Source organism: Sphingobium sp. HDIP04 (genome assembly GCF_000445085.1).
Classification (GTDB): domain Bacteria; phylum Pseudomonadota; class Alphaproteobacteria; order Sphingomonadales; family Sphingomonadaceae; genus Sphingobium; species Sphingobium indicum.
On sequence record NZ_ATDO01000053.1, the window covers coordinates 1 to 23,509 of the forward strand.

A 23,509-nucleotide genomic window follows, 5' to 3' on the forward strand; every position below is an offset into this window, starting at 1 on the left:
TCGCGCCGCCTCCCGCGCCGCTGAAGGCATGCGCTCGAGCTTCAATGCCGGCGGCCGCGCGGTTCTTGGAGCCACGGGCGGCTCCACGACCGGTGGACCGAGCGCCGGCGGACCGGGGTCCGAAGATGCGGCTGCTACGGCAGGCGGCGGAGGCCCACCCGCCTGGGCGCAGCGCATGCGCCGCCGCCAGCAAATGTCCCATGCCGTCCAGGCGACGGCCCATGCCGTCCGCTCGGGTGATGCCCATGGCGGCGGCTCCTCCGTCAACCTGTCCGAAGGCGACCGCTGATGTTCAAACGACCCGCCACCCACTACGGCAAAACAGCCGAGCCCGAGACGCCCTACCAGCGCGCCGGCCAGATCTGGGACGACCGCATCGGCTCGGCCCGCGTCCAGGCGCGAAACTGGCGTCTTATGGCATTCGGCTCGCTCTTCCTCTCGGCCGGTTTCGCCGCGGCCCTGGTCTGGCAGTCCGCCCGGGGAACGGTCGTGCCCTGGGTGGTGCAGACCGATCGGCTCGGACAGGCGCAGGCGGTGGCGCCGGCCATGGCCGATTATCGCCCGACCGATCCGCAGATCGCTTTCCATCTGGCGCGCTTTATCGAGGAGGTCCGTTCAATCCCGGCCGACGCCATCATCGTCCGCCAGAACTGGCTGCGGGCCTACGACTTTACGACCGATCGAGGCGCTGCCGCCCTCAACGACTATGCACGCGCCAACGACCCGTTCACCAATGTCGGACGCCAGCAGGTCGCGGTCGAGGTCTCCAGCGTCATCCGCGCATCTCCCGACAGCTTTCGCGTCGCCTGGGTCGAGCGCCGCTACGAGAACGGCCAGCTCGCCACGACCGAACGATGGACCGCGATCCTGACGATCGTGATCCAGACACCACGCAATGCCGATGTCCTGCGGAAGAACCCGCTCGGCATCTACGTCAACGCCATCAACTGGTCACGGGAGCTTGGGCAATGAGGCCGTCGTTCCGTAAAGCCGGAATGCCGGCTTCACGCATCCAAGCATGTGCGCATCCACGGATCGGCACGCTGCCGGTCATTCTGCTCGCCACGACGGCGCTCGCTGGATGCGCGACCACGCACAAGCCGCCGGAGATCTCCTACGACAATGCCGCCCCCGCCGTGCAGACGGTCGATCCGCCGGCGCCCGTCACCGTCGTGGAGCTACCCCGGCCGCTTCCGCTTCCCGGCCAGATGAAGCCGGTCGAGCGCTCCCGGCAAGCGCCGGAACCCGCCGATCCGGCTGCACGGGTGAACCAGGCCAATGCCGCGGCGCGCGTGCAGCCCGTGCGCGACGGCTTCATCAATTCGATGCAGGTCTATCCGTTCACCCAGGGCGCGCTCTATCAGGTGTATACCGCGGTCGGGCAGATCACCGATATCGCGCTTCAGCCCGGTGAGCAGCTCGTCGGGTCCGGCCCGGTCGCCGCCGGAGACACCGTCCGCTGGATTATCGGCGACACGCTAAGCGGCTCGGGCGCGACGCAACAGGTCCATATCCTGGTCAAGCCGACGCGGCCGGAGCTGATGACGAACCTCATCATCAACACCACTCTGCGAACCTACCACATGGAGCTACGCTCGACCGAGCGCACCTACATGGCGTCGGTTTCCTGGCAATATCCCCAAGACCAGCTCATAGCGCTGCGTCGCCAGAATGCGCAGGCCGAGGCGACCCGTCCCGTCGCCACCGGCGTCGATCTGACCAACGTCAATTTCCGCTACGCGATCGAAGGCGATCGCGCGCCATGGCGGCCGCTTCGGGCCTTTGATGACGGACGGCAGGTGTTCATCGAATTCCCGCGCGGCATTGGCCAGGGTGAGATGCCGCCGCTGTTCGTCGTCGGTGCCGAAGGCAACACGTCCGAACTCGTCAACTACCGGGTCCGCTCGAACTACATGATCGTCGACCGCCTCTTCGCCGCCGCCGAGCTGCGCTTCGGTGCCGGCCGCGAGCAGAAGCGCGTCCGCATCGTCCGGACCGACGGGAGGCCGACCTCGTGAGCGACACCGATCCCCGCAGCGAGGAAAGTCCAGAGGAGGAGGCGCGGCCGCTGACCGGTGAGCCGCCGAGCCCGGCTGCGATGCGCCTGCGCGCCGAGCCGCCGCGCGTGACACGGCTCTCGCGCAAGGTTCTCGCCGGACTCGCTCTGGTCGCGAGCGTCGGCATCGGCGGCGCGCTCGTCTACGCGCTGCAAACCCGGGACGGCAGCCGACCGAATGAAGAACTCTACTCGACCGAGAACCGTCCGACCGCCGACGGGATTTCCGGCCTGCCGCGCGACTATAGCGGCGTGCCGCAGCTCGGCCCACCGCTGCCCGGCGACCTCGGCCGTCCGATGCTCGGCGCGCAGAACCGGGGTCAGCCCGTGCCTGCGCCCGGTGTCGCCGCGCCCAATCCTGGTCCAAACCCCGCGGAGCAGCGCCGTCTTCAGGAGCTGGAGGCCGCGAGGACCGCGCGCTTGTTTGCCTCGACAGAGACGAGATCCGCTGGTCCTGTAGCCGCTCCAGCGGCGCCGGACGCTGTTTCGCCGCCACCAACCCTGACAAATCTCGGCCTCGCCCCGCCGCCGGCGACGCCGACCGCCCAGGATCGGCAGAACGCCTTCCTCAACGCCGCCGCCGATCGCCGAACCGTGGCACCGGATCGCGTCGTGGCGCCGGCATCCCCCTATGTCCTCCAGGCCGGCGCCGTGATCTCGGCCGCTCTTCTCACCGGCATCCGCTCCGACCTTCCCGGGCAGATCACCGCCCAGGTGACGGAGAACATCTATGACAGCCCAACCGGCCGAGTCCTTCTCGTACCCCAGGGCACGCGCGTTGTCGGCCAGTACGACAACAACGTGCAGTTCGGGCAGAGCCGCGTGCTGCTGGTATGGAATCGGCTGATCTTTCCGAATGGTCGCTCGATCGTGCTCGAGCGACAGCCCGGCGCCGATTCCGAGGGATTTGCGGGTCTTCAGGACGGCGTTGATTACCACTGGTTTGAACTTGCCAAGGCCGCGGGACTGTCCACGCTGCTCAGCATCGGCTCCGAGCTCGCCATCGACGATGATGACCGCCTTCTGCGCGCTATCCGCAACGGCGGCCAGGACACCTTCAATCAGGCGGGCCAGGAGATCGTCCGCCGACAGCTCAACATCGCCCCGACGCTGACGATCCGGCCGGGCTTCCCGGTCCGCGTGATCGTCACGCGCGATCTCGTTCTCGAACCGTATGGAGGCTGAGCGTGGCCAAGCTGAAACTCGGAGCGATCACTGAAGACAAGCCGGTCAAGGTCTCCCTTGAACTGCCTGGAGCGCTGTTCCGCGACCTCCAGGAATATAGCGAGATCCTCGCGCAACAGGAGGGCGTGCCAGCGACGGAGCCGAGCAGGCTGATTGTCGCGATGGTGCAGCGCTTCATACAGACCGATAGGGGATTTGCCCGAGCCCGCAAGAACAAGATGCGCAATCCCTTGGAGGCTGATCGCGAGCGCTAGGCCCTCACGGCGCCATTCAAGCCGCGCCGCCCGGCCGCCACATCCCTGATGAGCCGCAGCATGCAACCCAGAGCGGGATTGGAGTTGGACGGCGACCAGACTGCGGAATATCGAAGCTGCTCGGGATCGCCGCCGATAGGGCGGAACGCGACACCCTCCGCCATGCCGTCCACGATGGAACCGCTCGTGAGCGTGATCCCGTATCCCATTGCGACGACGCTAAGGAGGCTTTGCCTGCTCACATCGTGAACATCGATCTTTGGGCTGAAGCCAGGCATTGAAAGCTTCCGGACCAGATAGTTGCGGATCTCCGGGCCGGCGCCACGTTGAGTGACGACAAAAACTTCGTCGCGAATATCCCGCCAGTGCAGCTCCTCGCGCTTCGCCAACCTATGGCTCGAGGGCAGTGCGACATAGATGCTCTCTGTCCAGAGCAACTGCACATCTTGCCCACTCGTTTTCGGCGTTCCGGCTAGGAATGAGATGTCGAGCTCGCCGGTCATCACGCGGGCGAGATCCTGCTCCGAAGATCCTTCGTGGAGGCAGACACGGATACGCGGGTAACGCCGGTGAAATTCCTTGAGCGCGAGGTGAAGGCGGCCTGCCGCCAAAGGGACGACCACTCCCACCTGCAACTCGCCCCGTTCCCCTTTGTGAACGGAAGCAGCGAGCAGGATGGCTTGACCGAGTTGATGCATGCCCGTGGACGCCTCTTCAAGGAAGAGCTGTCCAGCATTGGTGAGCTGAACCCCGCTCGGACTTCGATCGAAAATGCGAAAGCCGATGCGATGCTCCAAGAGCTGAACCCGCCGCGTCAGCGTTGATTGCGAGATATTCAGAGCGGCTGCGGCACGCCTGAAGCTTCGGTGCTGCGCGGCTGCGATCGCATATCGCAGATTCCGAAGGTCGAGCGACAGGTCCGGCATTTCCCCTCCTTAAGTTTGTTTATCGGCCGGACGCCGGAGAGGACATCAGTCGCGGCCTTCTCCTTTCAATGGTCTTTCTGCGGATCGCCTCGTTTCGGCCGAACGCCATAGCCGTTGAGGAACAGGTCGACTGCATCGACCACTTCTCTCTCAATCTCAACTTCAGAGGCGCCTGGCTGCCAGCTACACATGTGCCGCATGACCAAGCCGCATATACATAAGCTGTGAAGCTGCTCCGCCGCTCGCAGGCTATCCGACGCGCGAAGCCGGCCTGCGCGGATTTCGTCCTCAAGGAGACCGGCCAGCACGCTGTGCTGGCGGCGCGGGACGCACTTGTAGAACTCGCGGCCAAGCTCCGGAAAGCGCCGACCTTCGGCCGCCATGAGACGAAACAGCGTAGCCGCCGTTGGCGAAAGCATCGCCCGCATGAACTCGGCGCAATAGCAGATTAGTACGCTTCTCGGATCACCCGACCAGTCTGGCCTGCGAACCGGCGTGCTCTCTTCGATCCAAGCGGTGAGCGCTGCCGCGAACAAGTCCTTCTTCGAGGGGAAATAGGCCCAGAGCGTAGCCTTAGACCCACCCATCCGCGCGGCGATGGCCGACATTGACGTGCCGCCAAATCCCTGCTCGCTGAACGCCTGCTGTGCGATCGCCACAATCGCCGAGCGGCGCTCTCCGCGCTTGTCGTGACGCCGATTGACCCTTCCAGACCTCGGCGAACTTCCTTGGCGCACCATTACACTCGTCCGATGGCACTTGCCCGATCCGCAGGCCGGTCCGAGCCGGCCCGTCTGTCTCCAGCGATGATGCGCGACACGAGACCGCCTCAGTGGCTCACCTGCTTCAGCGGTCCTTTGGGCCGCTTCGCGAGCCAGACCACGGCAGCGAAGACCAGGATCAGGATCGTCGCCATCGCATAGAAGTCGTTGGTGGCGAGCATCACAGCCTGCATATCGACCATTCTCGAGAAGGCGGCGAGCCCTGAACCGGACTGCAACCCAGGCAGAGCCGCGGGAGCCGTCGAGGGGTCGATGATCGCAACCAGCTCGGCGCGGTTTCCTTTCGTCGCATTCTCCCAATAAGTCGAGGTCAACGACGCGCCGACGGCCATCGCCATGATGCGAATGAAGTTCTGCAACCCAGATCCGTTCGCAATCTTTTCGGGTGGAAGTTCCGACACCCCAAGCGACGTGAGCGTGACAAGGCAAGCCGGGACGCCGGCGCCGAGCACGAACATGGGAATTGCGACCGACATGAAATCGGCCTGCGCGTTCAGATGAGCGCGCATGAAGAAGGAGATGGCCAGAACCACCATGCCGTAGGTGACGATCAGGCGCGGGTCGATCTTCGACATCAACCGACCGACAATAGGCGCGGTCAAAACGGCCAGAATTCCCATCGGAGCGGTGGCAAAGCCCGCCCATGTCGCGGTGTAGCCCATCATCTGTTGGAGCCAAAGTGGGGTCAGCACGATATTTCCGAAGAACAGCCCGAACATTAGTCCCAGCGAAAGGGTCGAAACGAGCCAGGTGCGGTTTCGGAAAACCGATAGATCGATCACCGGGTCATCGTCGGTCAGCTCCCACAGGATCAGCGCGCCGAGCGCGATGCCAGCAACGATCGCCATCCAGACGATGAACGAAGACGAGAACCAGTCCAGTTCGCGCCCCTTGTCGATCATTGTCTGGAAGGCGCTGACGAACACGACGAGGAGGAGAAGGCCGACAATGTCAATCCGGCTGCGCGTGATGGCCGTCTCCCGATTGTGCATGAGCCACCAGGCAACACTGCCGACAGCGATCCCGAAGAAGATGTTGATATAAAAGATCCAACCCCAATGATAATTGTCGGAGATATAGCCGCCGAGGATCGGGCCGAAGATGGGCGCAACCACCGTCGTCATGCCCCAGATCGCCAAAGCTATGTTGGCCTTGTCCTTGGGAAATATAGAAATCAGTAGCGTGGAGGAAAGCGGGATAATCGGACCGCCCGCGAAGCCCTGGAGGATGCGGAACAGCACGAGGAAGCCCAGCGAACCCGACAGCCCGCACAGGATCGAGCAGATCACGAAGGCTACGACGCAGGCCGTGAACAGCCGCACTTCTCCGAACCTGCGCGAGAGCCAGCCCGTGATCGGAACCGTGATGGCCTCGGCGACCGCATAGGCCGTAATGATCCACGTCCCTTCGGTCGTCGAAACGCCCAGGTCGCCCGAAATCGTCGGCATCGCGACATTGGCGATCGTCGTGTCGAGCACGACCATGAAGTTGCCGAAGGACAAAGCGGCCGCCGCCATGACGAGCTTTGCGCCCGTCAACGGCGGATAACCGCTCCCTTCGTGCTCTCCACCCTTCGCGGACATCTCAATGCGCCCCCGACAAGTCGATCGTCGCGTGCATGGAGAGCCCCACGCGCAGCGGGTGTTCCTGCAACTCTCTCGGGTCGAGCCGAATGCGGACGGGGAGCCGCTGTACAACCTTGATCCAGTTGCCGGTCGCATTCTGTGCCGGGATCGCCGCGAAAGCCGACCCCGAGCCACCCGCGAACCCTTCCACGCGACCGTGATACACAACATCCGAGCCGTAGAGGTCCGACGTCAGCGTCACGGGGAGTCCCGGTCGAACCTGACTGAGTTGCCCCTCCTTAAAGTTGGCATCCACGTACATGTTCTGCACGGGAACAACGACCATGATCGGCACGCCCGGCTGGACGCGTTGCCCGACCGCGACATGGCGCTGATCCACTACCCCATCGACGGGCGCCCGGATCACCGCTCGCGAGAGGTCGACACGCGCCTGGTCAAGCCGCGCCGTAGCCGCAAGGACCTCCGGATTTGTCTCGACGGTCGTGTCCTCAAATAGGACCTGATTGGCGCGACGAGCGCCAGAGGCCGCATTCCGGGCCGCTTCCGCGGCTGCAATGCGCGCCCTTGCTTGCTCCACGGCCGCCTGCGCGACCCGGACCGCAGTCTGTGCATCGCTCAATTCCTGCTGCGAAATCGCGCCAGGGCCCGCGAGCCGGCGCCGCCGGCGTTCGTCAAGCTGGGCCTTGTCGAGATCGGCCTGTGCGCGAACCAAATCGGCGCGTGCAGTCGCTTCGTCGGCAGCTCGCACGGCTACCTGCCCAGCCAGATTGGCGTCGGTCTCCTGGACCTGCCGGACCTGCCGACGCGCCCGCCCTAAGGCTGCCTCAGCTTGTGCGACGGCAAGGCGCAAATCCGTATCATCCAGTTCAGCCAAGACGTCGCCAGCGCGAACAGCTTGCGTGTTGACGACCAGCACCCGCTTGACCGGGCCGCCGACGAGAGGCGTGACCTGCGCCACCTCGACATTCGTGTAGGCGTTCTCCGTCGACTCGGTGTCACCCGCGATGAAGGTCGCCCAGATCCACCAAGATAGGGCGATAAGAACGAGGCCCCCTCCGAAAAAGAGGAAAAGCCGCTTTCGCTTCTGGCTCTTGGGCGATGGGGGGTTTTCGGGAGTATTGTGATCTTGATCGAGGGTGACGTCCGTCATCGGCTTTTCCCAGTCATGAATTGGTGTCACGGGCTGGAACAGCCGCTCTGAAGCCGCCGCCCAGGGCTTTCGCCAAGGCAATGTCGAGGATGAAGCCCCGTAGACGCAGGGCGGCCGCTTGCTCACGAGCACTCAGAAGAGCGTCCTCGCTGATGAGCACTCTCTGGTAGTCGGACAGCCCGCCCTCGTAGCGCATTTTCGCGAGGCGATACGCCGCCTCCTGACGCGCGACGGAGGCGTTGGTCCGATCCACTCGTTCGCGCAGCGCGCGCAGGGACGTCGCGGCGTCAGCCGCATGATGCAAGGCTTGAAGAAGCGTCTCGTTATAGGTGGCGACGGCAGTATCGTACTCACCGCGAGCGCCGCGATATCGTGCGCTCAACCGGCCACCGTCAAAGATAGGCAGGCTGATCGCCGGCCCGACCGAACCGATCACCGATTCGGACCTGAACAAATTGTCGAGTCCGAACGACGCAAGGCCTATCAAGCCGCTGATGTTGACGTTCGGATAGAAACCCGCGCGTGCTACACCGATTCGCTCAGCCGCAGCCTCAACACGCCACCTTGCAGATACGACCTCGGGATTCCGGCCGACAAGTTCGATAGGAATGTTCGCGGGTAGAGCGTCGGGACGCCGCGTCGTCAGCGACGGCGGCTCAATCGCCAGTCCGCGATCCGGTCCTGCGCCAACCAAGGCCGCAAGGGCGTTTCGGCCGAGTCCGATCGCCTCGTTGATCGCCGCGAGCTGAGCTTCAGCAGCATCGACACCGCCTTCGGCCTGCTCCACAGATGTGCGCGGCTCGAGACCAGCATCGAACCGCCGCACGACTAAGTCCCGTGTCTCACGACGTATTCGGACCGCATCTGCGGCGACGTCGCGACGGACCAGCAGTTGAGCAAAGTCAACGTAAGCCGTGGACACCGCTGAAGCTAGGGCCAATCGCGCCGCCGCCTCATCCGCCTCGGCCGCCGTTCTCGCCGACACGGCTGCGCGTAATGCCGAACTGTTCTTTCCCCAAAGATCAAGCTCCCAACTCATGTTCACCAGGCCCGCTAGCAGCCAGTGCCAATCGCCATCAGTAGGGAGTCCGATACTTTGCGTGAGACGAGAGTCGCGCGCGGTCGCGGTGGCGCCGACGCTTGGCAAGAGCGCGGCTCGCGCAAGATCTGCTTGAGAAACAGCTATCCGGATGCGTGCGGCTGCTTGCGCGACTGTGGGTGAACCCTGCAAGGCCTCCCCCACCAGTGTATCAAGCTGCGTGTCTCCAAACGTCCGCCACCAATCGTCCTGGGGCCAGGCCTGGGACGTACCGGCAAGTGAGCGCGTCGCTGCAAAGGCGCCGGGCTGGGCTGGATCAGGCCGAGGTCCCAAGTCCGGGACAGTCGCGCATCCGCCTAACCCACCCACAAGCACAAGAATCGCTATTCGCCGCATCGTCCACCGCCGGTAATGCTCGTTACCGGCTTGACTGGTAAGGTAACGTACATTACCAGTCAAGAGGGAAAAGCGAACGGAGTTGCCAATGGTTGCCGATAGCCGCGCGAAGCGCCCGTCCCAGGATAGCCGGCGAACCGCCATCCTCGAAGCAGCCGCGCAGGTCTTCTTTGAGCAGGGCTATGCGGCGACGAGCATCGACGCGATCATCGAGCGCATCGGGGGCTCAAAGCGCAACATCTACAATGAGTTCGGGAACAAAGAGGGCCTCTTTACTGCGCTCGTTTCTGAAAGCGCCGACACCGCGCTTTCTGCGCTGTCCGTCGGCGGATTCGAGGGCCGCAGCCTGAACGAGGTTCTGCTCGAATTCGGCCGGCGTTTGCTTGAAATCTACATGTCACCGGGCCTGATCGGGGTCTATCGCTCGATCATGCCTGAGGCGTTGCGCTTCCCTGAACTCGCCAAGGATTTCTTCGACAAGGGACCTGGCCGAGCTTCAGACCGCCTTGCGGAAGTCTTGGCAGAGGCAAGGGATCGCGGCGAAATCGATCTCGATGATTGTCACGCAGCGGCGGACCATTTCGTCGGCATGTTCCGTGACAATCTCCACCTGCGCGTGGTGCTCGGTCTGCGGCCTCCGCCGTCGCCGGCAGAGGCCGAAGCAGCGGTGACATCCGCCGTCGGGATCTTCCTGCACGGCATCTATGGCATTGATCGCGCCGGCCGGCCCAAAGGACGGTGAGCAATGGCTGCGGACTCGGAACAGCCGCCGGGCGATCATGTCGGTGCTCCATCCGACTCGGCCTCCGACCGCCATCGGCGTTGCTACCTTTGGTGTCGCAGTCCGGTCGCGAACGACAATGAGATCGCCGCACGCAATTCCTCTGAGAGTTTCGCAGCAGGCGATGAAGAGGAAGTCGAACGGGAAGAGACGTCTGTAAGGTCCAGCGAGCTGTCATCACTCGAATGGACAGTCTTAAAGCTCGCCCTGACCGACAACTTGGCAAGCATATTGGACGAATCCAGGCTGCGCAGGTGTCTTCGAATCCTCTTTGGGACCCGACAAGCCAATCGTCTGGCGGATCCGCGTCTTGAGGCTCTTCGTCGCTTCGTCGTCCTAAGGCACCTGCGAACACCCGATGATGCTGATGAATATGACCTGATCAGACGAGCAGGATTTGAAGCCGCCCAGATCGGCGAGATAGCGCGGCACGTCACGCCGCGCGCCACAAGGCGACACGGCATCTTCTCAAGACTGTCGGCGGCGCGCCCCTCTCTATACCGGAAGGAGCATGGCATGAACGGCGAAAGGACCGAGGACTCCCCAGGCGGAAGCGGACAGCAGGATGACATGCTGCATACGCTCAGCGCGAAGCTCGACGACTCGAGCGAGACGCTCAACGGCATCGACCCCGTCCTCAAACGTGGAGGGTATTCCAAGCAGGAAATCCTCTCGGCCTTCGGTAGCATCGACGATCTCCTCGTCACGATCGCGGAGCGCAAGGCAGCCTTGCTCTCCGATCCTCTCGTCAACTGCGGGCAGATCATCGACGTGGAATTTGCGCGTCGTGTCCTGACGAACTTTGGCATTTTGGCATGGAAAGAATATTCCACATCCATCATCGCTCTCGTGCGCTTGATGGTCGCTGAAGGGGCGCACAGCCCCGACCTGAGAAAGCGCGTCTACGAGGCCGGTCCGTCCTCAGTCGCTTTCGAACTCTGCCAGTTCTTCGCCAAGGCGCATAGAGCAGGCGTCCTCAACGTTCCGCAGGCCGGTCTGGCCGCCGAGCAATTGCTCGGCATGCTCAGAGAGCCGCTTTATGAGGCGCTTGTGCTGAATCCCGCCGCCGCCTCTGCATGCGACGGTTCCGGAGCGGTCGCAGCGAGCGTGGACCTCATTCTAGACGGCTGCAAGCGGAGGCGGGCGCCGTGATCCCAAGCGACGAAACCGCGCAGGTACGAGCCGCCCGATTTCGGCGCCGGGACCATCCTACCCTCCATCAGAAGGCGGTACCAGGCGTCCCCCGCGACCTTGCCAACAGCATCGACGAGAACGGCTCCCTCGTTACCGTTCCGCCCGTAGACTGGATCGTCTGCTTCGTTCCCGGGCTTCAGTCGCAGTGGTGGCACCGCTTCGTGCTCAGCAAACACAAGCACGTCTATGCAATGCGACCAACAAGCACCGGAAGCTGGCTCCTCGTTGAGCCGTGGTGGACGCGCATGATGGTGACAATTCTGCCGCCCGCAGACGCCGTCAAGTTCCTGCGCTGGGGCGGCACCGGCGACATTCTCAGGGTTCGTGAAGCGGTGCCCGGACACGCCAGCCAACTCCGCGGCTGGTCGAATTGCGCCGTTCTCACTGCATTCGTCCTCGGCCGCCGGAGCTGGACCTGGACACCCCACGGGCTCTTCCGCCGCCTGCTTAGAGAGACGTCAACCCGTCGCGAGAATGTCGAAGATCTCCTCGTCGAGCAATTCACGAGAGTCATCAGCCAGCATTCCGCCGACGCGCTCGCCGTGAGCGCGGATCAGCTATCGCTTCCTTTAGAGGAGCTTCTGACGATCATCGGGCGCAACCTGCTCGAGGCGATGATGACTCCCTCGCTTATCGAGGTCTGCTACACTGCCATCCTTGAGGCGGAGCGTTATCCCGCCGCTACACGAGTCTACGCGGAACACGGCCCCAAACGCGCAATCGCTGTCGTATCCAGGATTTTGGACAGGGCCGTCTGCGACGGCCACATTGATCTCGTCGACTGCGAAGCCGGCGCCCGGCGGTTCCTCGCGATGCTCCGTGGAGACGTCCATTTGCAAGCTGTCCTTCAGATCGGCCGGATTCCGACGCCTGCTGAACTCGATCTGAGGGCGCGCACGACTGTAAAGAGATTCGTCCGCGGCGCGCGCGATGATCGCGCGACAAGTCGTGACACGGACGGCAGAGAGCGAGGTGCAATGTCATGCAGGTCGGAACAAGATCGAGCGTGACCAAACTCATGAAGAGGCGCACACCTAATCCAACGCATCCATCAGCGCGCGGACGACCTCAGAACCATTCTGAAGGCGCGATCTATCTCGAGCATGACCGCTCTCCCGGCGAAGGCGGCGCAATCGACGGCCGGTTAAATGGAAGAATGGAAGCGGGCTCGTATAGCGATTTAAGCCAGCAGGGTTGCTCTACAAATCCGGCGCACAAATTGTTCGATAGCGTCCGCATTCTCCGACTTCGTCGGATCGAGGCCGGTCATACGCTGCAGCATCTCAGGTGCCGTACGGAACATCCGCACCTGGCTGAGGATTGTAAAGGCCTTTAGGCGAATTTCGGTGCTGCTCCATAGCCCCCGGCCGAGCTGCGCCATTACGTCAATCAGCCGGTCGCCCACACGCTCCAATACGGCGGAGTAGAGAATATCGAACGCATCCGTCGGCTCCAGTTGTTCGCGCAAAATGAATCTCGCCCACGGCGCACTTTGGTCATCCAGCATCAGATGAAGGAGATCGACGACGAGTTCATCGATCTTCTCGATAGCTGCCTCTCCGTCCAGTTCGCCGTCCAGGCTTGCCCTCTCTAGGGTTGGAGCAAGCACACGCTCACAGCGCTCTGCAATGTGATAGGCCGCAGCGAGGTAGATGCCTTCCTTTCCGCCATAGTGATAGGTAATCGACGACATCGCAGTTCCGGCAGCCGCCGCGATCGCTCGCGTACTAGCACCGCAAATCCCGTGCCGTCCGAACTGATCAATTGCTGCATCCAGCACGCGATCACCACATGAAGGCGTCAACCCACGCTTCGGCATAGCCAGTCCAATAAACCTGGAAACCGATAAGCTCAATCTCGCGCGCGCCCCCGTCGCGCGGGAAATTTCGACGTGCGCCCGCCAGCACGGCAAGCTGGCACGAAACGAAATGTGCATCCCGCCGCTCGCTTCATATTGACCGAGTGTTCCGCTATGGAACCCACTACGCTGTCAACCGAACCGTTCGGTATGACACGAATCCCAGAGCCAGTGGCTTGGAGCGGAGCTATGTCGGGCAGAGAAAACGCAGGAATGACGATGGCGAGCCAGCAATCCAGCGATAAACGCACGCACATTCTCAATGTCGCGGGAAGATTGTTTCTCGAGAACGGTTTCGCTGGTACATCGATGGGCGATATCGCGAAAGCAGGGGCCGGCTCGAAAGGCACGCTCTACACCTACTTCGATAGCAAGGAGCAGATGTTCGACGAGTTCATGCACTCGGAAATCGAGGCGCGGGCGAACCTCGTCTTTGAGCTGCCAGAACATACCGAAAATCCGGCCGCGGCTCTACGCGAGCTAGGTGTCAGATATTTGAAGCTGACCACTCATCCGACCGTCTCGGCGATCCTGCGCCTAGTCATCGCAGAGGCAAGCCGGTTCCCGAAGATTGGAAAGCTATTCTACGATGGCGGCCCGAAGGCCGCACACGATAAGCTCACAGCTTTCCTGCATCGTTGCGTCGAGCAAGGTCACTTCGCGATTCCAGATGTCTCACTCGCAGCGTCTCAGTTCGTTCGCCTTTGCCAGGCGGATATCTGGCTCGAGTTTCTGCTCTGTGTCCGCGAGGCCCCGGATAGCGGCGAAATCAACTACTTGGTCGACTCAGCAGTTGAGGCGTTCGCGGCCGCTTACGGCCGGAGATCAGGAGCATCCGCGCCGCAGTCGCATCAATAGGCATCACCTAGCAGCGCGGTGACGAAGTCGGTTTTCAGCCGGGTCTGTCAGCGCCCTCAGGGGTAAAAACGATGAGGAGCATGGCCCTTTCTCCGTCGAACTCGGCGACGAGGGCGATGACGAGCGCAACATCGGTCTGAACTACGAACAAGAATGCCTTGGATGCGCCCCTGGCGCCCCTCGGAGTGCCGCAACCGAACAGGGCGCGCATGAGAATGCCAAGATTGAACCCGGCGACGTGGATCAAATAACGCTTGTGAACATTCTCGCGCCCGCGCAGCCACGCGCGGCGCATGCCGCCGCGATCCAGGACGTGGGCAAAGCTACGCTCGACCATCTCACCACGCTTGCGCATCGCCTTGCGTCCGACGGCGGATTTCAGGCGAGACCGATTGGCGTAGACGGCCTTCTGGGCAGCCTCGTCGCCGTGCCAGCGCAGATATCCATTCGGCGGTGCCGGCTCGGCGATGCGCGTCTTCCAGATGTCGCCGTCGAGACCCTTGAGGAGCTCGCGCGAATGATAGCCTTTATCGGTCACAAGATCGCAGGGATCCCCGGACGTCGGCGCCAGGCCAATGTCGGCGAGGTTGCGTGCTGCCGTCTCCAGCGTGGCGTCGAGCGTTGTCGTGTCGCCCTTGTCGGCCGGGTGGATCGGCGCTGCCACGATAACACCCGTGTCGAGATCGACCGCGTGTTCGGGCTTGTAGGCCAGACGCGTCGAGCCGTTCTTCATCCGCGCGACCTTCGCGTCGGGATCGGTCTTGCTCGCCCAGTCCGCATTCGACAGCTTCTTGCCCTTGCGTTTGCGATCGAGCCGGACAAGGTCGTCGATCGTCGGCGTGTCGATGCCGCTCTCTTGCGCCATGCGCACCAGCATCTCGCGGTAGGTCTCGCCATTGTCACGCCGCACGATGGTACGCAGCGCGGCGTTCGCCTCCATGGTCGAGCCATCGACGCCGATCCGCTCGCCTTTCACCAGATCGTGCCCGGCGACGAGGGCCAGTACCCAGCCGAAGATCTGGTCATGTACCTCGTGCGGCAGGCGGCTCCGCGTCTTCGACAACCAGCTATGATCAGGGACCTTGTCGCGGCTCGACAGTCGCAGGAACTCCCGCAGCGACAGCGAATCCGAACAGCGCCAGACAATCCCGCGTTCGCTGTCGATGCCCTCGAAATAGCCGATCAGCAGCATGCGGAAATAGCGGCCCGGCGGCAGCGACGGGGCTCCCATCCGCGGCGCATAATAGGGCTTGCACGTCTTCTCGACAAAGCCATCGAAGCCCGCCTCGGCCAGCAGCTTCTGGAGCTTGTCGTAGAAAACATGCCCCGGTGAACGCGGTATCTCCGCCCACGTCACGATCAAATCGGACTGGACCTCGCTATCACGCCCCATCGCCATCGCCGCTAACCCGCCAGACAATCCCACTGCCGCACTGAATCAGCCACCGCCGACTTCGTCAACGGCCTGTTAGCGGTGATCTCGGATACTGGAGATGGCAGCCGCAACGCTCCAGTTTCGCAGGTGGAAAATGCGTCTGGGAATGTGGCCTTGAGCTTGGCGACACTTCGGTCTGATAGCGAATAGCCGACGGTAGGATTAGGATAGATCCGGGTTAGGGTAGAGGGCGCCAGGCCAGAACGGCGTGCAATCTGGCTTGCTGAAAACCCGGTTTCCTTGACCAGGCAGCCAACCAGGTTGCGGGCTCTATCCTGATCCCATTCATCGACAAAAGACATGTGTTTGCGCCCGCATTTTTTTAGCGCGACATTCGACGGCGGCCGGTTGATCCGGGCGCCCTCCCGCCGCACCTGCATCATTATGCGCTTCCGACGCATCGGCGCAAATAATAATAGCGCAAATAAGCAAGCGCATATTTGCGCAAACTTTTACAAAATGGCGCACCTGCGCAGCGGATCAAGCTTGCATACGACCAGTTCTGTCATTTTATACGCCATTGCGCTGCAAAAAAGATTTGCGCGGTTTGCTTTCAGTGAATAGGTGTTTGCGAATGTTGCGCACATTTGCGCAACGGCAGGTGTTTGGGGGCGTTCCAAACAGTATCGATGCACGGCCGATTGCGTCCGTACAGCGCTGCTGCTCGTCGTTCACCACCCAATCCACCTGAGAAGCGCAGGCAATAGGGGTTTTGAATGAATAAGAATTCGAGGTTCAACCGGATGCTGCTGTTGTCAGCTTCCATACCGGCGGCGGCATTGCTCGCAAACGCCGGTGGCGCGTTGGCGGCTCCCGCCACCGTGAACGTACCGAGCGGCGCAGGGACCGGCGCGGCCGTGAACGCCGACATTGCCACGGCCATTACGACGCCGGCCAATCCTGATCTGACGGTAACGATCGCGAACGGCGCGGACATCAGCGGCGCGAATATCGGTTATGATTTCGTTGCGGGCGGCTTTGCTGCAGGCGAGGGCGATGGCGCGGTCATCGTCAACAATGATGGCAATGTGACCGGCCTGAGCTTCGGCGGTGTCGGCGCGGCCAGTGCGTCCAACAGCTTCACGGCGACCAACAACGGCGAAGTGGCAGGCAGCATCAGCGCCTCCAACTTCGGCGGCGCAGTTTCCGTCACCAACAACAATCTGGTTGGTGGCAGCATCAACGGCTCCGCGTTCGGCAGCGTCACGCTCGCCAACGGCGTCGCGGGCCAGGTCGACAGCCTGAACGGCCAGGGTCTCGGCGCGGGCACGGTGCAGATCACCAATGATGGTGCAGTCGACGATGATGTGTTCGGCTCGGCCTCGACCGGCACCGTCGGTATCGTCAACAACGGCGACATTGCGGGCGATGTTGATGCCGTCACGACAGAAGGCGCGATCTCCATCGCGAACGCGAGCACCGGTCGCATCAGCGGCGATGTCTTTGCCGGTTCGGATCAGGGCGCGATCACCATCGCCAACAACGGTCAGGTGCTCGGTCAAACCAACGCGGTGAGCCAGGACACGGTGTTCACTTCGACGGGCCCGACCACCACGGTTTCCGGCACGACCACGACGACACAGTCGAGCTTCTCTCAGCAGACGGTCGGCGGCGATATCGACGGGACCTATGCCGGCATCAACGGCTCACTGAACTTCGGCACGGGTAATGACGGCAGCGTCAGCCAGTTCACCGGGGGGAACAGCACGGCCACGGTGAGCGGAGCGGTCTATGGCGATCTCTCTTCGACCGCCCAGGGCTTCTCGACCACTGGCTAAAACGTCTCGGTTGTCACCGACTCGCGCGATGCCGCAGGCACCGGTTCCGTCATCAGCAGCAGCACCAACACGCAGCAGACGGTCGCCACCGGCGGCACGAGCACGGTGAACATCAGCGGCACGGTGGCTCCTGGCGATTCCAGCCGGAACGGTAATGTCACTTCCTTCGGCAATGCTGGCAGCAGCGTCGCTCTGAACGGTGGCAAGGTGTCGGGGAACGTCTCCTCGACCAGCCAGGGCCTGACCAGCGGTTTTGAGTTCAGCTCGGAAACGACCGACAATTATGATGCCGGCGTGTTCCAGGGCTCCAGCTCGACCAGCGGTTTCGAGTTCACGCAGAGCCAGGCTGGCGGCGACGCCTCGGTCACGCTCCAGGGAACGAGCCTGGTCGGCGGGAATGTCGACGTCAACGGTGTGACTTCCGCCACGGCGACGATTGGTTCGGCGGCGACCGTCGAACAGGATGTTTTCGTCAACAGCTTCGTGTCGGGCGACCAGTCATTCGCCTCTTCCAGCTCCAGCACCACAGACGCTGCGGGTGATGGCACGGCTGTCAGCTCCACTCTCTCCAGCTCGACAGCCGCTGCCAATGCAGGCAACGCGACGCTTGCCAATGCCGGACGAGTGGACGGCGATGCCACGGTTGGTGCGAGCTTCGGCAATGCCGCCGCCACCATCACGGGCACCGTAGGCGGTTCGGTAAGCGCTTTCGCCGGCACCACCATCGGTAGCACCGAAAATATTTCTGAGTTCACGCTTGATGGTGGCATCGGCACTCAGACCACTGCAACCTTCCGCGAGAATTCGGAAGATGTGGGCGGTACGGCTAGCGTTGTTGTCGACACGGCGGCCGCGCTGCAAGGCAAGGGCGTGCCGAGCGTCGCAGGCGATGTGAACGCTTCGGGCATCGGCGGCGCCTCGATCGCCATTGGTGCAGGCAGCGTTGTTGGCAATGCCGATCTCAGCAGCGGTGGCAATCTGTTCGCCAGCAGCCTTGGCGAAAGCATCTCGGAAGAGACCGTCACCACTTTCGCGGCTAACGGCTTCACGCCCGCCAGCCAGGTATCCACGACCAGCTTCGGTTCCGTGGGTGGCGCGGCTTCGGTCACCAACGATGGTACTGCCATTGGCGACGTGGAAGTTGAGGGCTTGACCTCTGCTTCGCTCGTCAACAACGGCGTGCTGGGCTCGGGCGGAAACCTGTTCAGTGTTTCGGCTCTGGACTCCGAAGCGAGCATCACGATCACCGACACGAATCCGACGGATGCCGGTTCGCGCACGATCGTTGCTACGGTCAATGCTTCGCCGGTCGGTGGCAATGCCAGCTTCACCAACAGCGGTGTGGCCCTGGGTAATGTCGAACTCGCCGGCCTCACTGGCGCGGTTACCAACAATGGCGTTCTCGCTGGTACGACCACCCTTGGTGAAGCGCAGTTCAGTGGCTCGGCAACGGTCAACGCGACGATCAACACCACCGACGTCAGCGTCGATCCGGTGCTGGCCTCCCAGACCTATACGATCGACCAGAATGGCGTGTCGCGCGGCTTCGTCGTGACAGGTGCCACCATCTCGCAGGATGAGGTCACCTCGGCCCTGGCCTCGCAGCTGTCTCCGTTGGTGCCGCTCGATGCCTCGCTGGTTGACCCGGCGACGTTCAACCTGACGGTGAACGGGCAGGCAGCGGTCAAGACGGCTGACATCAATGCGACGGTCAACCTCAACAACGGCTCGATCACGCTTGGCGACATTGACGCCCAGCGCGATGACAGCGGCGCTTACCTGACCAACACCACCGTCAACCTGAACGGCAGCGGCTTCCTAGGCGCGAGCGAGTTCAAGCCGACGGCTCCGGCAGTTACGAACTACAGCCCCGTGGCGCAATTGCCTGAAGAAGCTGAAGGTCTGTTCTCCCCGACTGGCGTCCGCGTGCTGGGCGTCAACGAGTTGAACAAAACCGGCACCGGCACTTTCGTCGTCACTGGCGCCGAATATGTCCCGGCGGAAGGCGCGACCCCGGCTGCCTGGACGCTCGACGTCAACAACTTCAACGTGAAGGCGGGTGAAGTTCAGCTGGATGTCGTGGGCTCGGACGACGCCGTGTTCGGCATCAAGGGCAACATCAATAATGATGCCACCCTTGTCCTTGGGCGTCGTGCACCGACCTTCGTTCAGACCGTCGGTAACAGCATCGTCACTCCGGGTCCGGAAGCGATCAAGGGCATCGAAATCCACCAGCAGGGCAACTACAACCAGAGCGCCAGCGGCACGACGGTAGTGGGTGTCAACCCCTCGCTGGTTCGTTTCGGCAACCTGTCGGTCGGCAATGCCGGTTCCTCGCCTGAGGTGTTGGGCCCGATCACCGGTGGTGTGAACGTCCCTTACTTCACCACTCCGACCAATGCCGGCGTCTTCTCGACCCCGTCTTCGGTCTCGGTGGATGGCAACCTGAACCTGGCCGGCAAGGTCGCGGTGACGGTGTCGAAGGACAGCCTCTATTCGACGGGTGACGGCTATACGCTCTTCACCTACACCGGCACCGGGGATGTCACGGCGACGGCCGCTTCATCGCTCGCTTCGCCCTTCGTCACCTTCGGCCTGAAGCATGACGCGACGGCCAAGACGGTATCGATCGAGGCGACCCGCAAGAGCTACGCCACCGGCGCGACCAATGCCAATGCGGCTTCGGCCGCAGTGGGCCTTGACAGCGCTCTGGCCGATGTCATCGCCCGGGTGAAGACCGACGCCGCTGGCGGCAACGGCTTTGCGACGGTGACGGAGATCGCCAATGCTCAGGACATCGCCAACATCGCTGCTGGGCTTGATTGGCGCCTGAACAGCGCACAGGCGGCGCAGGTTTTCAACGAGCTTTCCTCGGCTGAGATCTACGGTTCGCTTGCCGCTGTCGATCAGAACGCGGTCTTCAACACCACCGTCAACCGCCTGGCCGCTCGTCGCAGCTATGGTGAGGCGCTGGGCACCCAGCTCTGGTTCAACCCCTCGGCGAACTTCGCCAAGACGGGCGGCACCAAGTCGGGCGCGTCGAAGATCAAGACCAACAGCTATGGTGGTGCGTTCGGTATCGACGTCGCCTATCAGGACGATGGTGCCTTCGGCATCGGCTTTGGCTATGGCCAGCATGATGTGACCGCTCAGGGGTCGCCGGAAGAAGCGCAGGTTCGCACCTACACGATCGGTGCCTATGCGACCCAGGGCTTCGGCCCCTTCTACGGCAGCTTCCAGTTCGCATACGGCTTCTCGAAGTTCGAAGTCGAACGTGACCTGACCCTGCTGGCTCGCACGATCAAGGGCGACTTCAAGGGCAAGCAACTGGATGCGAGCATCGAGCTGGGCTATGACTTCGCTGCCGGCGGCAGCCTGGTTGTGACGCCCTACGGTAAGCTGGCGCTGCGTCGCTGGTCGATGAACGGCTTCACCGAAGAAGGCGGCGCGGGCATCGGCCTGCGTGTCGACGACGCATCGAAGACGGTCTTCTCGCCGGTGCTGGGTGTCAAGGCGGGAGCCCTGCTGGGTGATGCCGATGGCATCGCCTACCGTCCCTACGCCAAGGTGCAGTACAGCTTCCAGGGCAACATCGGCAGCGACCGCACGGTCCAGTATCTGGGCGGCGGCGATGCGTTCCGCCTGAAGGGTGTTGATCCGGACGGTAACGGCCTGATCGAACTGGGCGTCGATGCCTCGGTCAACAAGCGCGTCAACCTGTTCCTCTCCGGCGGTTATGGCTTCGGTGGCCACAACTCGATCGGCCAGGTTCGGGGTGGCATTAGCTTCGGCTTCTGACACAACGCACTAGCAAAGGAAGGGCGCGGCGGTTTCGGCGCGCCCTTTCGTTTGCATGCCCGCTTTGCTCTCGGGCGTGTGAGACAGGAATGTCGAGCACTGGACAGCGGCCTGGAAGAATTCTGCTGCGTCCAAATTTGTCGCGCGGCCTATTCAGATCCAGTGGAGAAGATATTGGTTCAGAATCAACGAGTAAACAGAACGTGAACAACTTTAGACAAAGCGCAGAAACGCATAAGACGCTTGCCCGTCTCCTTATGGAAAGGCTCGCACATTATGGTGTGCAGATTTTGACTAACGACAGCGGTGCGATATGTTTTTTCGTACCTTCTCCCGGCCACGTTGGTCGTCCTTGGGCAGACGGTGAATATGCGCATGGGCTAGAAGATGGTGCGATACGCGAACTGCAGCAGCTTGTCAGATCTTCGCCCCTGCTAACCGAGGCCATTTTGGAGGAAGTCGCGATTACCGGGCAGTGATCGGCTTCTGCATGAACAGCGACATTGAGGCACGTTGGACGAATGGAGGAGTGACGCAATGGCTGACGAAAAACGGAATTTGCTCGATGAGTTGATCGCCAACATCGGCCCAGAAAACTGCCGGACGAGATTGATTTCGGTCCTCCGGTTGGAAATGAAGTTGGCAGCCGACAGATCGTCGCGGAACGAATTTTGCGGGTTCTTGAATTTGCATCGTCCAATTGCGCCGATGCATCGAACTTGCATGAGTTCATGCGCCACCCCCATCCCATGCTAGGCGGCGAGTCGCCAATCGTTTGTGCGGTCTCCAGCAAGGCTGGTGCAGATCGCGTGATGAATATGTTAGGCCGCGCCGCGCACTCTGGAGGCGTTTAGGTGCCATTGGGGCAATGTCGCGGACCTTTTTGTCACTCGGCAATATCTGGACGATCAGCTATTGGTCTAAAAGGGCAAAGGAAATTATAAGAGTCTTCCCGATGGAAGGATGTTGTGATGAACGATGAAGACGTCCCTGGCGGCTAAGACCGTGATGCGTCCGGATATGTCGGAGGTGAAAGGTGCCGGCATTGAGGCAGTTTCCGGGTGAATCCCTTATTAAGCGCATTGCACGCCTTCTCTTATTGAGGTTTTTGTCATTAAAACTTACTATGGCTATGTTTTAAGGTCTTATGGTAAGGGTTAATGAACAGAAACAATCTCGCGCATGCAGTTCGCGAGCGGCTTGTCCGTTATCCTGAACCTCATGCCAGTCACTATGGTGTCGTGCCGCTTCCGCCTCCAGAATCAGCCCTGCCGCTGGGATCAGCGCAGCCCGCACATGAACGAGCGCTCGCTATGCTCGGACGTGCCGAAGCCCTCGCGGCGAGCCTGCCGGACCCCTATATTATCAGCCGTACGCTGAGCCGTCGCGAAGCAGTCGACAGCTCGGCCATTGAAGGCACGAACAGCACGCTCGACGAACTCCTGACAATCGAGGAAGAGGATGACGACGCGCGCGACGCCGCCCGTCAGGTACGGGACTATGCGCTGACCCTCGATCGCCTCCTGCCTCGTGCTGCAGCCGAGGGCATCGACATCTTTACAGTGCAGATGATCCAGGAACTCCACCACGAGGCGATGCAGCACGACCCGGAATATCCTGATTCGGCAGGGGCGCTGCGCAATATCGTGGTCTGGATCGGCGGTACGGGTCATATTTCGACATCGACCTATAATCCGGCGCCACCTGGGCAGGTGGGGGCCTGCCTTGAGGATACGGCCGCCTATATGCGCTGCGAAGGCATGCAGGCGATGACGCAGAGCCTGATCACCCGCATGGCGATTGCCCATGCGCATTTCGAAGCGGTACACCCCTTCCGAGACGGCAACGGTCGTGTTGGCCGCCTTTTGCTGCCGATGATGATGGCAGCGGAAGGGCAGGTGCCGCTCTATCTCGCACCCTATATCGCCGCAAACCGCGACGGCTATTATTCGGGCCTCAAAATCGCTCAACAACGGCTCGAATGGGGACCGCTCGTTGGCTATCTGTCCGATGCCATAACTGGAACGGTGGAAGAACTCTTCGCAACGCGGGATGGGTTGAATGCCTTGAAGGAACAGTGGCGCGGGCGAAGGAAGTTCCGATCGAACTCCGCTGCACTGCGGGCACTGGACCTCCTTAGCGACTATCCCGTCGTCACTATGAAGCGGCTGGCTCAGAAACTTGGAGTATCGCGACCGCAGGCCCTTTCCGCAATTAACCAACTGATGGAGGCAGGCATCTTGTCGGAGCGGACCGGCTACAGTCGCAACCGGATCTTTGCAGCCCAAGAAGTCCTGGCCATCGTCAACAGGCCTTTCGGCAGCAATCCTTCCGAGCGATCGTGACCCCTTGTTCGCCTTCTTTCTGCGGTAGCCAAACACCTCTGGGCGACCGGCTTTGGCCGATTCCCGAATGGCGGCTTAGCGGCAAGGG

21 protein-coding genes and 1 pseudogene are annotated in these 23,509 nt (G+C 62.0%); 13 read left to right on the forward strand and 9 right to left on the reverse strand.

What is annotated here, in order from left to right; all coding sequences use genetic code 11:
• The 5 genes and pseudogenes from L286_RS0124290 to L286_RS29135 all read left to right on the forward strand — a co-directional run.
• Nucleotides 1-289: pseudogene (locus L286_RS0124290) on the forward strand (P-type conjugative transfer protein TrbL); the annotation flags it as partial.
• The gene (trbF, locus tag L286_RS29120; RefSeq protein WP_013041708.1) at nucleotides 289-972 is read left to right on the forward strand and encodes a conjugal transfer protein TrbF; all 684 of its coding nucleotides are present in this window, start codon (nucleotides 289-291) and stop codon (nucleotides 970-972) included. The pseudogene L286_RS0124290 and the gene trbF, both read left to right, overlap by 1 nt.
• Complete coding sequence (trbG, locus tag L286_RS29125; protein ID WP_013041707.1) at nucleotides 969-2,018, forward strand: P-type conjugative transfer protein TrbG; 1,050 nt, start codon at nucleotides 969-971, stop codon at nucleotides 2,016-2,018. The genes trbF and trbG overlap by 4 nt, the downstream gene beginning before the upstream one ends.
• Nucleotides 2,019-2,098: 80 nt before the next feature.
• Entirely contained in the window at nucleotides 2,099-3,241 is a 1,143-nt protein-coding gene (locus L286_RS29130; protein ID WP_217498151.1) for a TrbI/VirB10 family protein, read from the forward strand.
• A 2-nt stretch (nucleotides 3,242-3,243) separates the two neighbouring features.
• The gene (locus L286_RS29135) at nucleotides 3,244-3,495 is read left to right on the forward strand and encodes a DUF2274 domain-containing protein (RefSeq protein WP_013041705.1); all 252 of its coding nucleotides are present in this window, start codon (nucleotides 3,244-3,246) and stop codon (nucleotides 3,493-3,495) included.
• On the opposite strand, the gene L286_RS29140 is transcribed toward L286_RS29135, so the two are convergent.
• From L286_RS29140 to L286_RS0124295, 5 genes are all read right to left on the reverse strand, one after another.
• Nucleotides 3,492-4,421, reverse strand: coding sequence for a LysR family transcriptional regulator (locus L286_RS29140; protein ID WP_013041704.1), 930 nt, complete (start codon nucleotides 4,419-4,421; stop codon nucleotides 3,492-3,494). The two genes, L286_RS29135 and L286_RS29140, sit on opposite strands and share 4 nt — an antisense overlap.
• A gap of 65 nt (nucleotides 4,422-4,486) precedes the next feature.
• Nucleotides 4,487-5,080 carry a TetR/AcrR family transcriptional regulator gene (locus tag L286_RS29145; protein WP_238559301.1) on the reverse strand — a complete coding sequence of 198 codons (594 nt, stop codon included), beginning with the start codon at nucleotides 5,078-5,080 and terminating at the stop codon, nucleotides 4,487-4,489.
• Between the two features lie 170 nt (nucleotides 5,081-5,250).
• Nucleotides 5,251-6,786, reverse strand: coding sequence for a DHA2 family efflux MFS transporter permease subunit (locus L286_RS29150; protein ID WP_013041702.1), 1,536 nt, complete (start codon nucleotides 6,784-6,786; stop codon nucleotides 5,251-5,253).
• A gap of 1 nt (nucleotide 6,787) precedes the next feature.
• Nucleotides 6,788-7,939, reverse strand: a complete 1,152-nt coding sequence (locus L286_RS29155; RefSeq protein ID WP_013041701.1) for an HlyD family secretion protein — start codon at nucleotides 7,937-7,939, stop codon at nucleotides 6,788-6,790.
• Between the two features lie 13 nt (nucleotides 7,940-7,952).
• A complete protein-coding gene (locus L286_RS0124295; protein WP_148225642.1) occupies nucleotides 7,953-9,518 on the reverse strand; it encodes an efflux transporter outer membrane subunit in 1,566 nt (521 codons plus the stop codon).
• On the opposite strand from L286_RS0124295, the gene L286_RS29160 reads away from it, so the two are divergent.
• The 3 genes from L286_RS29160 to L286_RS29170 are packed head-to-tail and all read left to right on the forward strand — an operon-like array spanning nucleotide 9,463 to nucleotide 12,359.
• Nucleotides 9,463-10,116, forward strand: a complete 654-nt coding sequence (locus L286_RS29160; protein WP_013041699.1) for a TetR/AcrR family transcriptional regulator — start codon at nucleotides 9,463-9,465, stop codon at nucleotides 10,114-10,116. The genes L286_RS0124295 and L286_RS29160 overlap by 56 nt on opposite strands.
• Nucleotides 10,117-10,119: 3 nt before the next feature.
• Nucleotides 10,120-11,307: a TetR/AcrR family transcriptional regulator C-terminal domain-containing protein gene (locus L286_RS48365; RefSeq protein WP_148225641.1), complete on the forward strand. Its 1,188-nt coding sequence runs from the start codon at nucleotides 10,120-10,122 to the stop codon at nucleotides 11,305-11,307.
• Complete coding sequence (locus L286_RS29170; RefSeq protein ID WP_013041697.1) at nucleotides 11,304-12,359, forward strand: TetR/AcrR family transcriptional regulator C-terminal domain-containing protein; 1,056 nt, start codon at nucleotides 11,304-11,306, stop codon at nucleotides 12,357-12,359. The genes L286_RS48365 and L286_RS29170 overlap by 4 nt, the downstream gene beginning before the upstream one ends.
• Nucleotides 12,360-12,529: 170 nt before the next feature.
• Here L286_RS29170 and L286_RS47445 read toward each other — a convergent pair whose 3' ends face one another.
• Nucleotides 12,530-13,168: a CerR family C-terminal domain-containing protein gene (locus tag L286_RS47445; RefSeq protein ID WP_013041696.1), complete on the reverse strand. Its 639-nt coding sequence runs from the start codon at nucleotides 13,166-13,168 to the stop codon at nucleotides 12,530-12,532.
• 228 nt (nucleotides 13,169-13,396) lie between these two features.
• Between L286_RS47445 and L286_RS29180 the strand changes: the two genes are divergently transcribed.
• Nucleotides 13,397-14,065 (forward strand): TetR/AcrR family transcriptional regulator C-terminal domain-containing protein, encoded by a 669-nt coding sequence (locus tag L286_RS29180; protein ID WP_193746229.1) that lies wholly within the window; start codon nucleotides 13,397-13,399, stop codon nucleotides 14,063-14,065.
• A 34-nt stretch (nucleotides 14,066-14,099) separates the two neighbouring features.
• Here the strand turns inward: L286_RS29180 and L286_RS29185 are convergent, their stop codons facing one another.
• Together L286_RS29185 and L286_RS47795 are read right to left on the reverse strand one after the other, a co-directional pair.
• Nucleotides 14,100-15,464 carry a transposase gene (locus tag L286_RS29185; RefSeq protein WP_013039168.1) on the reverse strand — a complete coding sequence of 455 codons (1,365 nt, stop codon included), beginning with the start codon at nucleotides 15,462-15,464 and terminating at the stop codon, nucleotides 14,100-14,102.
• Between the two features lie 5 nt (nucleotides 15,465-15,469).
• Nucleotides 15,470-15,883, reverse strand: coding sequence for a hypothetical protein (locus L286_RS47795; protein WP_148225638.1), 414 nt, complete (start codon nucleotides 15,881-15,883; stop codon nucleotides 15,470-15,472).
• A 333-nt stretch (nucleotides 15,884-16,216) separates the two neighbouring features.
• Between L286_RS47795 and L286_RS49205 the strand changes: the two genes are divergently transcribed.
• Entirely contained in the window at nucleotides 16,217-17,278 is a 1,062-nt protein-coding gene (locus L286_RS49205; protein ID WP_021223128.1) for a hypothetical protein, read from the forward strand.
• Here L286_RS49205 and L286_RS49505 read toward each other — a convergent pair.
• Nucleotides 17,275-17,400: a hypothetical protein gene (locus tag L286_RS49505; protein WP_021223129.1), complete on the reverse strand. Its 126-nt coding sequence runs from the start codon at nucleotides 17,398-17,400 to the stop codon at nucleotides 17,275-17,277. The genes L286_RS49205 and L286_RS49505 overlap by 4 nt on opposite strands.
• Here L286_RS49505 and L286_RS29195 point away from each other — a divergent pair.
• The 3 genes from L286_RS29195 (at nucleotide 17,384) to L286_RS47450 (ending at nucleotide 23,421) form a co-directional block, all read left to right on the forward strand.
• Nucleotides 17,384-21,076 carry an autotransporter outer membrane beta-barrel domain-containing protein gene (locus tag L286_RS29195; protein ID WP_193746230.1) on the forward strand — a complete coding sequence of 1,231 codons (3,693 nt, stop codon included), beginning with the start codon at nucleotides 17,384-17,386 and terminating at the stop codon, nucleotides 21,074-21,076. The genes L286_RS49505 and L286_RS29195 overlap by 17 nt on opposite strands.
• Before the next feature lie 719 nt (nucleotides 21,077-21,795).
• Nucleotides 21,796-21,930, forward strand: coding sequence for an antitoxin Xre/MbcA/ParS toxin-binding domain-containing protein (locus L286_RS49750; protein WP_081440621.1), 135 nt, complete (start codon nucleotides 21,796-21,798; stop codon nucleotides 21,928-21,930).
• Between the two features lie 306 nt (nucleotides 21,931-22,236).
• Entirely contained in the window at nucleotides 22,237-23,421 is a 1,185-nt protein-coding gene (locus L286_RS47450) for a Fic family protein (protein WP_028055928.1), read from the forward strand.
• The last annotated feature ends 88 nt before the right edge of the window (nucleotides 23,422-23,509 follow it).